Source organism: Rickettsia senegalensis, assembly GCF_056135685.1.
The window spans coordinates 480,436-491,977 of the sequence record NZ_JBVYTQ010000001.1; the positions used below are offsets into that span (position 1 = coordinate 480,436).

The window sequence follows — 11,542 nt, forward strand, 5'->3', positions numbered from 1 at the left end:
AGTCTTATTTAAATTCGTATTAGCACTGAATTTATAATGATTAATCTAAAAACACTTTCTTGGTATCTCACTAAATTATATTCCAAGTGTTTCTTTATTATATTATTTCTTTTAATCGGGCTATTAATCATCTCAAATATTTTTGATCTTTTACAAAAATTCAAAAATATTTATGTTCCTTTTAGTTTTTTTTGGAGACTTATTTTATATAAGATTCCTTATTTACTAGGTCAAGTATCTTCGTTAATTAGTTTTATCTCCATGTTATTTTTTCTTAGAAATCTAACAAAAAATAATGAATTAACGGCCATGTTATCTAGCGGTATTCATATTTGGCAAGTGCTTGTTATTCCATGTATTGTAACCTTAATTTTAGGTATAGTTTTTACGACTATATTGAATCCTATCGGTACTATAGGATTACAAAAATATGAGTTATTAGAGGCAAAACTAACTAAAAAAACCTTGAGTGAGGGGATAATATCTAAATCAGGTTTATTATTTTTTGAATCTTTAAATGATGAAAATCAAATTATTCAAACACAATTTATTAATATTGCTGAGAAAAAATTAAATAATATTACAATATTATTTGTTGATAGTAATAATTCTTTTTTAAAGAGAATTGATGCCTTATACGGTATTATTGAAAATAAAATGTTACATTTAAATAGAGTTAAGGTTTTTACAAAAGAGAAAACTAAGACTTATAACAATTTAACTATACAGACAAATTTATCAATTAATAGTTTAGTAAATAAATTTATTCGTCCTGAAATGGTTTCTATTTGGGCTTTGCCTAAATTAATTAATGAATTATTAAATTCAGGCTTACCGGCTATTAATTATCAAATTTATTATTACAAGCAATTATTTAAGCCTATAATGATGATGGCAACCGTAATTTTAGCAAGTTGTTTTATTAGTCTTAAACAGCGTGATAATTCCCAAGAAAAAATACTGATATTAGGTTTATTTTCAGGTTTTATAGCATATTCGTTATCAGAAATATTATTAAAAATACTCACTTATAATAATTTATCTTTAATTGCTGCTATTTTATTGCCTAGTATGCTAATATTTTTTATTAGTAACTTTATTATTTTACATTATAAGGAGATTTAATATATACGAAGTTTAATTTGAAAAATTGGCTGCGTCGCTTCTCATTTTTAATCCTCACGTAGTATCCCACGCTGCGGACAAAAATTCCGAGGCTTCTTGCTCTTTTTCAAATTAAACTTCGTATATATTAAATTTTTATTTACTATGGGACTGTTTATCTTATTAACAGTTCCATAGAAGCGTTTTTAGAATTTAGAGAGAAAAAATAAAATGATAATGAAATTTTTGGAAGGGTTTTCTTCCGGTATGGCCATAGATCTTGGTACGGCAAATACTATTGTCTATCAAAAAAGTCGTGGAATTGTTCTAAGGGAACCTTCTGTTATTGCTTTAATAAAAAAAGACGGTGCTTTTGTGCCTTATGCTTATGGTCATGAAGCAAAAATGATGCTTGGGCGTACTCCTACGGATATTGAAGCAAAAAGACCTTTAAAAGACGGCGTTATTGCCGATTTTAAGGGCGCAGAGGAAATGATAAAATATTTTATTAGAATGGTGCATAATCGTCGCTCTTTTTTTGGTCCGACAATTGTTATTTGTGTACCTTCTGGTTCTACGCCGGTTGAGCGTCGTGCTATTCAAGAAGCAGCAGAAAGTGCAGGGGGTAGGGATGTTTATTTAATTGAAGAACCTATGGCGGCAGCGATCGGAGCAGGGCTACCCGTAACGGAAGCGACCGGTTCGATGATTGTTGATATTGGAGGAGGCACTACGGAAGTTGCAGTTTTATCACTAGGGGGTATAGTATATGCAAGGTCGGTAAGAGTCGGCGGTGATAAGATGGATGAAGCTATTATCTCATATATAAGGAGGCACTATAACCTATTGATAGGTGAGGCTACTGCTGAAAAGATAAAGCAAGAAATAGGTACGGCTTATGTAGATGAAAATGCTGAGCCAAGAAAGATGGAAATTAAAGGACGTGATTTAATTTACGGTATTCCTAAAGAAATGATATTGAACGAAAGACAAATTGCTGATAGTCTAATTGAACCGGTAAGTCAAATTGTTGAAGCGGTAAAAGTAGCACTAGAAGCAACGCCTCCTGAATTATCATCAGATATAGTTGATAAGGGAATTGTTTTAACAGGCGGCGGCTCATTATTACGAAATCTTGATTTTGTTCTTAGTGAAGCCACTAAATTGCCTGTGATAGTTGCAGATGATGCCCTCTCTTGTGTTGCACTTGGCACAGGAAAAGTACTTGAAGATTTTACAAAGCTAAAACATGTACTATTTAAACAGGATTAAAAATGGCAATACTTGCAAATAGAGTAAAAAATTCTTCAAATTCATTAGAATTAATAAGAATAATATCAAATACTCTTAAGCGTTTTTTTGTTATATTTGGGCTTGGATTGTCTGTATATTTATTTTTTACTACGCCTAAAAAAATATCTAGTATATCACTTGAGATAACCGGTAGTATAGTATCAACCGGTTTAGCAGTTTATGAAGATATATTTGAATATATAAATTCAATAACACAAAAATTTGTTTATTTTCAAGATTTAGAACGAAAAAATATAGAGCTTAAACTTGAGATAGCAAGATTACAACATTTGCAAAGTGAGGTAGAATCGGTAAGAGCCGAAAATATTGCATTAAAAGATTTGTTAACGATTGCCGAGGAAGAAGAATTTGAATATATTACTACTAAATTACTTAGTGTTTCTTTTAATCCCTTTTCTAGAACTGCTTTGATTTCGGCAGGTAAAAAGCAAGGCATTGAACCTGATCAAATCGTTGTTAATTCAGGAAAATTAATAGGAAAAGTAATAGAAGTGAGTAATAATTATGCTAAAGTAATGTTAATTAGTGATGTTAATTCCAGAATACCTATTAAAGCTAATTCTTCAAGAGAACAAGGTATTTTAGCGGGTAACAATAATAATAGTAAAATTTTATACTTGCCTAACAATCATTTAGTACAAAAAGATGAGGAGATAGTAACCTCCGGACACGGTAATATTTATCCTGCAGGTATTTTAGTGGGTTATGTGTCTAAAGTTACGGAACATGATGTTATGGTAAATGTAGCAGCTGATCTATCTAAAACGGAATTTGTGCAAGTATTGTTACCTAAGGAATAATGAAAAAGGGCTATTTTGGTATTATTGCCGAATATATTTGTATAATAATCTATAAATTAAAATTTTATCAAATACTGCATCATATAAAACGTTATTATGCCGGTGAAATAGATATTATTGCGTTACGTAATAAAGAAATTGTTTTTATTGAAGTCAAAGCAAGAAACTCTAAAATTGATGATAGATTTGTATCTTTCAATCAGCAAAGAAGAATTACTAGGGCTGCTGAAATGTTTTTAAGTAGCAATTCTAAATATAGAAATTATAATATCAGGTTTGATTTGGTAATTATAAGGTCTTACAAATTACCTATAATTATAAAAAATGTTTGGTAATACCCGTGTTATTGCATGGCTCGATTTCTTCCTGTCACCCCGTGATTTATTCAAGGGATCCAGTTAAAAATATCAATATTATTGATATTTTTAGTTATTTTTTGGATACCGTGGACAAGCCACGGTATGACGTCGAGGGCGTTTTTTGAGCCATACAACAAAGCTCCACCTATGCGGAGATGACATTGAGTAGGCTTTTCGACCCATGTAACAAGGTTGGTAATACTCGTCAAACTTTGTATATATCTATCCTTTATTTATTCAGAGGTTATTAATATGGCACTTGCGACTAAAGTGAAAGAATTTTTAGAAGAAAAATTAAAACAAGAAAAGATAGATCGTAAATATCTTGCCGAAGTCACTAATATCCCTTATACGACTGTTAGTAGAATTATGAGAGCGGAAGCTAATCGTGAATTCAATCCTGAAATAGATACAATCTTAAAAATAGCAAAATACTTTAATTGTACTATGGATGAGGTAATAAAAAGAAAAGTACGACATAATTCATAAAGCTTGATGTAAGCGAATTTTGTATGATTTGGCTGTACTCACGTAGTTTATCTACTGCTTTCGCAGGCTTGTATTTAAATTCATCTTGTCTGAATATTTCTGAAATATGCTGTACCTACGAAATAAAACATAAAATATGACAATAAAAAATAAAGGACTGATTATAATTTTATCTTCCCCTTCAGGTGCGGGTAAGTCAAGTTTAGCTAAAGCATTATTGAAAATAGATAATAATTTACGTTTATCTATTTCGGCAACTACAAGAAAACCACGTTTAGGAGAAGTAGAGGGCATAAACTATTACTTTAAGACCAGTCTAGAATTTGAAGAATTAGTTAAGCAGAATAAATTTCTTGAATATGCTAAAATATACGATCATTATTACGGTACGCCTAAAGAATATATCGAAATGTTATTAAATCGAGGCTTGGACGTTTTGTTTGATATTGATTGGCAAGGAGCAAAGAGCATTAAGAAAAATGCTACTAATGTTGTTGCTATATTTATATTGCCTCCTAGTATTGAAATACTGGAACAACGCTTAAGAAATAGAGCGACCGATAATGAAGAAGCAATAAAATTACGTATGCAGTCGGCACAAAATGAAATGTCACATGCTAATGAGTATGATTATGTAATTACTAACGATGATTTCGACCAGACGCTTAAAAAAATAAATGCTATTATAGTTGCAGAACGAGAAAAAGCTTTTTGACTTCACCACTTTTTCTTTTTATACTGAAAATTAGAAACTTAATTTCTAATTTTCATGGTATACTCGGTGAATTTCAAAAATTGGCGTTCGTTCTACAAGAGTTACGGTTCCCACGTATCAAGTATATGCTCCGATCCTCGCCTTGTGAACTCCTAGCTCTTTTTGAAATTGACCTTCGTCTACTGATTCCTCATCTTACTTTGGAGTATGCTAGTTTAAATGCTTAGAAAATAATTCCTTTCATCAATAATAAAACATTTTAAAACTCATAAAGTTTGTGCTTTATTAGGATCAAGGCAGTGTGGAAAAACTACTCTTTCTAAACAATTTGCAGAAGCTTATAATATTCCTAAAATTAATATTTTTGATCTTGAAAATCCTTTAGATTTAGCAAGATTAAATGAACCGATACTTGCTTTGTCTGATCTAAAAGGATTTGTTATTATCGATGAAATTCAGTATAAACCGAATCTATTTCCTATTTTAAGAGTTCTTGTTGATACAACTGATATTAAATTTTAGTACTAGGCAGTGCATCAAGAGACTTAATTAAACAAGATTCTGAAACGCTGGCCGGTAGGATAGGCTATATTGAAATGACACCGTTTGCCTTATCTGAAGTGCCAGACACTCAAAAATTATGGGTACGCGGCGCGGATTTCCTTTATCATATCTCGCAGATGATGAAGAGTTAAGTACTTTATGGCATCAAAATTATATTAAAACATTTTTAGAAAGAGATATACCAAATTTAGGTTTTACAATTCCGTCTATGTAGTTACGTAGGTTTTGGTTAATGCTTTGCCATTATCACGCTAATATATTTAATGCTTCAGAACTTGGAAATTCTTTATCTATCTCATATCATACCGCAAAGCATTATTTAGATATTTTAGAAGGAACTTTTATGATCCGTGTTTTGCAGCCTTGGTATGAAAATCTTAAGAAAAGACAAGTTAAAACTCCTAAAATTTTTTTAGAGATGGCGGAATATATCACGCTTTATTAGGGTTACATAGTTATGAAGCATTAAATACTAATCCTAAAATCGGTGCATCATGGGAGAGGTTTGCTTTAGAACAAATTATTAGATACTATAAAGCTGAAGCTGAGGAATGCTATTTTTGGTCACCTCATAACGGAGCAGAAATAGATCTTTTAATTTTTAAAAATGGTAAACGTTTAGGTTTTGAAATTAAATATACAAATACGCCGAGTATTATAAAATCAATGCAAATATCCTTAGAAGATTTAAAACTTGATCAAATTAATGTGTAATAGTTGAGATTTAATCTTACATTTAGTAAAATTAAGATAATATTAAATGGAGGATTAGAGATGAATCTAAATCAAAAAATAATAAAGCCAAAAATAGGATTACTAGAATTAGTTAGGAGTCTTGGTAGTATATCGTCAGCATGTAAAGCTATGGGTTACAGTAGAGACAGTTATTATAGGTTTAAAGAGTTATATGAAACAGGAGGAGAAGAAGCATTATATGAGATTAGTCGGAAGAAGCCAATTATAGCGAATAGAGTTGATCCTGCCGTAGAGAGAGCAGTATTAGATATGGCAATAGAATACCCCGCTTATGGTCAGCTGCGAGTATCAAATGAGCTTAAAAAGACTGGTATTCTTGTATCACCTGGAGGAGTTAGATCTATTTGGCTACGTAATGTGTAATAGTTGAGATTTAATCTTACATTTAGTAAAATTAAGATAATATTAAATGGAGGATTAGAGATGAATCTAAATCAAAAAATAATAAAGCCAAAAATAGGATTACTAGAATTAGCTAGGAGTCTTGGTAGTATATCGTCAGCATGTAAAGCTATGGGCTACAGTAGAGACAGTTATTATAGGTTTAAAGAGTTATATGAAACAGGAGGAGAAGAAGCATTATATGAGATTAGTCGGAAGAAGCCAATTATAGCGAATAGAGTTGATCCTGCCGTAGAGAGAGCAGTATTAGATATGGCAATAGAATACCCCGCTTATGGTCAGCTGCGAGTATCAAATGAGCTTAAAAAGACTGGTATTCTTGTATCACCTGGAGGAGTTAGATCTATTTGGCTACGTAATGATTTAAATAATATCAATAAAAGACTTAAAGCATTAGAAGCCAAAATGGCTCAGGATGGTATTGTTCTTACCGAAGCTCAGTTACAAGTATTAGAGAAACGGCGTAGCGAGAAAGAAGCTCATGGTGAGATTGATACACAGCATCCAGGTTATCTAGGATGCCAAGACACATATTATGTAGGTAATTTTAAAGGCATAGGCAAGGTATATTCTCAAGTGTTTATTGATAGTTACACTCGGGTTGCAGAGGCTAAACTATATACTGATAAAACAGCACTTACCGCTGCTGACATGCTTAATGATAGAGTGTTACCATGGTATGAGAGTCAGCAAATACCAGTACTTCGTATTTTAACTGATAGAGGTGGTGAGTATAAAGGTAATATAGAACATCATGCTTTTGAATTGTTCTTAAGCATTGAGGGTATTGAGCATACTACTACTAAAGCATATTCTCCTCAAACAAATGGTATGTGTGAACGTTTTAATAAAACTATGAAACAAGAATTCTTTGATACTGCTATGCGTAAAAAGATCTATACTGATCTTGATGATCTACAACTAGATCTTGATATTTGGCTAGAATATTATAATAATGAAAGACCGCATTCCGGTAAATATTGCTATGGAAAAACACCTATGCAGACTTTTATGGATAGTAAAAAGTTAGCTGTTGAAAAGAATAACGAAATCTTATATCTTGAATACTCATCTGACAGTCATAACTTATCAGACATTCAGATATAATTTTTATAATGTCTGTAAGATTAAATCTTGACTTCTACAAGCCATTGAGTTGCAAGATCCTGTGCTTCTTGTATATTAACAAATAAATACTGATTTAACCAATCATATCTTACAGTTCTATTATATCTTTCAATATATGCATTTTGCTGAGGCATGTCTGGCTGAATGAATAATAACTTGATATTCTTTTCTTTTGCCCACTTGCTCAATAATTTACTGATATATTCAGGTCCATTATCACAACGTATAGATTTTGGCTTACCTCGCCATTCTATAATTTGATCTAGTGACCTGATAACTCTTCCTGCTGACAATAAAAAATCAGTCTCAGTACCAAGGCTCTCTCTATTAAAGTCATCAATCACATTAAATAAACGATATTTCCTACCATTCTCTAAACTATCGTGCATAAAATCCATGGACCAGCAATCATTTATTGTTTTAGACACTATAAGCTTTTTAGGCTTTGCTCTAAGTAATCTCTTCTTAGGCTTTATTCTCATATTAAGGGCTAGCTCCTTATATATCCTGTATACACGTTTATGATTCCAACCAAAACCTTTGATATTACGTAAATATAAAAAGCAGAGGCCAAGGCCTCAGTTCTTTTGATCACCTACTAAACGCATTAGCTGGCCTGCTATAATATCATCCTCAGATGATAGCTTCCTTTTATATCTATAGCATGTTTCGCTGACACCAAAGATCTTGCATGCACTCCTTATAGAAATATCTTTTTCTCCAGATATTATTTTAGCCATCTCCCGCCTTTGAGATGGCTTCCTAACTTTTTTTCAAGTACTTCCTTTAATATATCAGCTCTTAGCCTTTCCTCAGCATACATCTTTTTAAGCCGTGCATTTTCCGATTCTAACTCCTTTAATTTAGTAATCATCGGTAAAGCTATACCACCATACTTTGATCTCCATTTATAAAATGTCGCTGATGGTATTTTGTGCTCTCTCAGTATAGACGCTACAGGCATCCCACCGCTCGCTTGCTTTAAGATAGACATGATTTGGCTATCACTGTGCTTTGATATTGTCATTTATAGAATCTCCTCCTTTGTTTCTAGAAAATTCTACTCCTTTTGTCGATTGTTTTTGGGGGGGTGCCATTTGGACTTAAATTCTAAATACTCTATAGCTAGTCATTTTGATGTCTTTCAATTAGCTGATGAAGCCTTTAATGCGGCTCCTTTGGAACTCCGGCAAGCTATGAAAAAACATAATATTGATGAAAATAAGTTTATTATCCCTGAAATAGGTGAATTTTTTCTATTTGATGAAAATGGTTTAGAATCTATAAAACATCGGTAGTAATTATATCAGGTATGTATTTTCTTTCTTCTTCAATTAAATATTCCTGACGTCTTCCGGCAATAAAATCATCTATTATAGAAATATTTTTATCAATTCGATTTTTAGTAAAAATCTTATGCATCTCATCAATTATATTGTCTTTCATTTTATATTACTCTTCATTATTTTTACTAAACAACATCGTCATAGAATAAGCAAGTATGGCAAACATACAAAGATATAAAATCGGGAATAGATTGAAATCAAATGATTTTATTACCTTTGCACAAATATAATTAGCAGTACCGGACATTAACATTGAGCCGATATTATGTCCTAAACTTATAACACGATAGCGTTCTTTAACTACAAAAGACTTAATAATTATACTATGGGCAAGAGCATTAAAAGGAGCAACCGATGCAGCGAGCATTAAACTAGCTGCAAGCCCTAAATTAGCCATTTGATATTTTACTGCTATCACAAAAAATACACTTGCTGTAATGGTACATATAAATGCGATTTTTAATACCGAATTAACTCCTAAGCGGTCGGCAATAAAGCCGGCAATCGGCATGCAAACAGCAAAACATATTACTATTAAGACTGAAAAAGAACTCATAATAATACCGACTGAAGGTAATACAATCGGTAAATATTGCTTCATAAAGATGATCGCAATTTGATATGTTGCTCCAAAACCTCCGGCTAAAAATATTAACCGTGCAATATTTTTCCATTGCTTTTTAATTATAGAGCTAAGCTTTTCAATAGTACCTTGTCTATTATGTGCTTCTTTAAATTCCGGTGTTTCATCAAATTTCCGGCGATAATAAAGAGTTATTAATGCAAATGGTAAACTTAGTAAAAACGGAATACGCCAACCCCACTCCGGAAAAATATGAGAATTGAAGAAATTAGTTGCACCAATCCCGCATAATAAACCCATTACTCCTGTACATCTAGTTATTGCCGAGGCAGTAAATCGGTATTTTGCTTCTAAATGTTCAATAACATAAATCGCTACACCGTCATATTCCCCTCCAATAAAAATACCTTGCATAAAGCGACATAAAACTAAAATTATCGTACTCCAAACTCCTATCGAAGAATAATCAGGCAATAAACCTATTATTAAGGTAGGTATTACAATACCGATAATCGTAAAACTTAAGGCTTTTTTTCGACCGTATATATCCCCTATACGTCCAAAAATATAAGCACCCATAGGTTTTGATAAATATGCCGCCGCATAAACGGCAAAAACATTTACAAGCTTTGTTAACGGGTCAGTACCGGCTGAAAAGAATTTATCGGAGATAATTGCCGCTGAAAAACCATATAAACTATAGTCGTAATATTCAATGATAGTGCCAAAAAAAGCACCAAGAACTTTATTGCTTGATTTTGTTTGTTTCATTTTAAAGGTATACTGTGAGTAAACGAAAAGTAGGTAGACGAAGTTTAATTTGGAAAAGAGCAAGGTGTCTTGAAGCTGATAACCGCAGCGTACATATTAGTACGCGAGGATTATCAGCAAAAGACAACGTAGCCAATTTTTTAAATTAAACGAGTATACATGACCGCTTTGGCCGTTACTTAAAATCCTTCAAAGACCTTTATGTAAAGGTGGACTTCATATATCTAAACTGAATTAGTATTAGACAGGGACGATGTCCTAAAAGTTAGTGGTAGTCCTAGGTTAATATTAAGCTCACGAACCAAGCAGCCAAGAGCTAATATATCACTTTCCCATTTTACGTGCAAGATTTTCTAGGTAACCTGCTATAGTAGTTAAGGTTTCTGCGAATTTTTCTTCATCGGGATGATTTTTTTGAAAACCGTTTTTATTAAGTTTTTCTGTTAGATTAGCTATTTCAGCTTGAGCATTAAGAGATGCCATAACTAATAATAGCTCAAAAGAGGCTGTGGGACTACCAAGTTTAATTTCCGCTATTTTATCATTCATTTTATTCGCTAAAGATAGTAATTCTTCCTCATCTCCATTATTACAATATAATTGAAAGCTCTTGTTATTTAATGTTACCGTAACAATTGACATAATTATTTTTGCTGTTTTTTTATTTCTTCAAGTTCATTAATATAAATGTTAATTTGATCTAGCATTTTTATATAGTTATCTTTTAATTCTTTATTTTCGTTTTGTAATTTTTTGACTTCATTTTGATTATTCGTTTGTGCCCGCAATAACTCGTCAAGTTTATGCTCAACTTCTTCCATTAATCTCTTTAACATTTCATTATCCATTTTCTTCTAAGCATTAATTATGAATGGATGACTTACAATAATAATCGATAACATTATAATAGATATAAGTACTAATTGTTTTTTACGTTTATAATTTATCAATGCCGTAGCCCTTTTATTATTTAATAATTTTTCGGTTTCGTTCTGTTTAGTAGCTTCTATCTGCTCTGCATTTCGATCTTTTACATTAAGATAATCCAAGTATAATTTTAAGTAACCTTTTACGTATACTTCTCCCGGTAAAACCTCAAAAGCACCCTCTTCTAAAGCTACTAAATATTTTTTTCTAATTTTTAAATCACTAGATACCTGATTTAAAGTTTTACCCGAATCTAACCTAATTTGCTTAAGCATTGATGACAT

At 31.9% G+C, this 11,542-nt stretch carries 13 protein-coding genes, 1 other RNA gene and 3 pseudogenes; 10 read left to right on the forward strand and 7 right to left on the reverse strand.

Annotation, left to right across the window (positions count from 1 at the left end):
• The first annotated feature begins 36 nt into the window (after positions 1-36).
• From AC0ODJ_RS02465 to AC0ODJ_RS02505, 9 genes and pseudogenes are all read left to right on the forward strand, one after another.
• The gene (locus AC0ODJ_RS02465; protein WP_218460927.1) at positions 37-1,125 is read left to right on the forward strand and encodes an LptF/LptG family permease; all 1,089 of its coding nucleotides are present in this window, start codon (positions 37-39) and stop codon (positions 1,123-1,125) included.
• A gap of 210 nt (positions 1,126-1,335) precedes the next feature.
• Positions 1,336-2,376, forward strand: coding sequence for a rod shape-determining protein (locus AC0ODJ_RS02470; RefSeq protein ID WP_040256378.1), 1,041 nt, complete (start codon positions 1,336-1,338; stop codon positions 2,374-2,376).
• Positions 2,377-2,378: 2 nt separating this feature from the next.
• The gene (mreC, locus tag AC0ODJ_RS02475) at positions 2,379-3,218 is read left to right on the forward strand and encodes a rod shape-determining protein MreC (protein ID WP_202069294.1); all 840 of its coding nucleotides are present in this window, start codon (positions 2,379-2,381) and stop codon (positions 3,216-3,218) included.
• On the forward strand, positions 3,218-3,553 hold the full coding sequence (locus AC0ODJ_RS02480; protein ID WP_474464920.1) for a YraN family protein: 336 nt from the start codon (positions 3,218-3,220) through the stop codon (positions 3,551-3,553). The genes mreC and AC0ODJ_RS02480 overlap by 1 nt, the downstream gene beginning before the upstream one ends.
• A 276-nt stretch (positions 3,554-3,829) precedes the next feature.
• Positions 3,830-4,066: a helix-turn-helix transcriptional regulator gene (locus AC0ODJ_RS02485; RefSeq protein ID WP_039595196.1), complete on the forward strand. Its 237-nt coding sequence runs from the start codon at positions 3,830-3,832 to the stop codon at positions 4,064-4,066.
• 136 nt (positions 4,067-4,202) lie between these two features.
• Positions 4,203-4,781 carry a guanylate kinase gene (gmk, locus tag AC0ODJ_RS02490; protein ID WP_474464924.1) on the forward strand — a complete coding sequence of 193 codons (579 nt, stop codon included), beginning with the start codon at positions 4,203-4,205 and terminating at the stop codon, positions 4,779-4,781.
• A gap of 246 nt (positions 4,782-5,027) precedes the next feature.
• Positions 5,028-6,056 (forward strand): annotated as a pseudogene (locus tag AC0ODJ_RS02495) (ATP-binding protein); the annotation flags it as partial.
• 63 nt (positions 6,057-6,119) lie between these two features.
• Positions 6,120-6,458 (forward strand): annotated as a pseudogene (locus AC0ODJ_RS02500) (helix-turn-helix domain-containing protein); the annotation flags it as partial.
• Positions 6,459-6,524: 66 nt separating this feature from the next.
• On the forward strand, positions 6,525-7,610 hold the full coding sequence (locus AC0ODJ_RS02505) for an IS481 family transposase (RefSeq protein ID WP_127896995.1): 1,086 nt from the start codon (positions 6,525-6,527) through the stop codon (positions 7,608-7,610).
• Between the two features lie 38 nt (positions 7,611-7,648).
• Here AC0ODJ_RS02505 and AC0ODJ_RS02510 read toward each other — a convergent pair.
• Positions 7,649-8,658, reverse strand: a pseudogene (locus tag AC0ODJ_RS02510) (IS3 family transposase); the annotation flags it as partial.
• 55 nt (positions 8,659-8,713) lie between these two features.
• Between AC0ODJ_RS02510 and AC0ODJ_RS02515 the strand changes: the two are divergent.
• Positions 8,714-8,929: a hypothetical protein gene (locus AC0ODJ_RS02515; protein ID WP_474464926.1), complete on the forward strand. Its 216-nt coding sequence runs from the start codon at positions 8,714-8,716 to the stop codon at positions 8,927-8,929.
• On the opposite strand, the gene AC0ODJ_RS02520 is transcribed toward AC0ODJ_RS02515, so the two are convergent.
• The 6 genes from AC0ODJ_RS02520 to AC0ODJ_RS02545 form a co-directional block, all read right to left on the reverse strand.
• Positions 8,913-9,077: a hypothetical protein gene (locus tag AC0ODJ_RS02520; protein WP_218460027.1), complete on the reverse strand. Its 165-nt coding sequence runs from the start codon at positions 9,075-9,077 to the stop codon at positions 8,913-8,915. The two genes, AC0ODJ_RS02515 and AC0ODJ_RS02520, sit on opposite strands and share 17 nt — an antisense overlap.
• Positions 9,078-9,083: 6 nt before the next feature.
• Positions 9,084-10,331, reverse strand: coding sequence for an MFS transporter (locus AC0ODJ_RS02525; RefSeq protein ID WP_218460016.1), 1,248 nt, complete (start codon positions 10,329-10,331; stop codon positions 9,084-9,086).
• Between the two features lie 156 nt (positions 10,332-10,487).
• Positions 10,488-10,646: non-coding RNA, 6S RNA (gene ssrS, locus AC0ODJ_RS02530), on the reverse strand.
• A 9-nt stretch (positions 10,647-10,655) separates the two neighbouring features.
• Complete coding sequence (locus AC0ODJ_RS02535) at positions 10,656-10,973, reverse strand: cell division protein ZapA (protein WP_218460018.1); 318 nt, start codon at positions 10,971-10,973, stop codon at positions 10,656-10,658.
• Positions 10,974-10,975: 2 nt separating this feature from the next.
• Positions 10,976-11,179, reverse strand: a complete 204-nt coding sequence (locus tag AC0ODJ_RS02540; RefSeq protein ID WP_218460019.1) for an RP576a family tick cell line-upregulated protein — start codon at positions 11,177-11,179, stop codon at positions 10,976-10,978.
• Between the two features lie 6 nt (positions 11,180-11,185).
• Positions 11,186-11,542 carry a helix-turn-helix domain-containing protein gene (locus AC0ODJ_RS02545; RefSeq protein WP_218460020.1) on the reverse strand — a complete coding sequence of 119 codons (357 nt, stop codon included), beginning with the start codon at positions 11,540-11,542 and terminating at the stop codon, positions 11,186-11,188.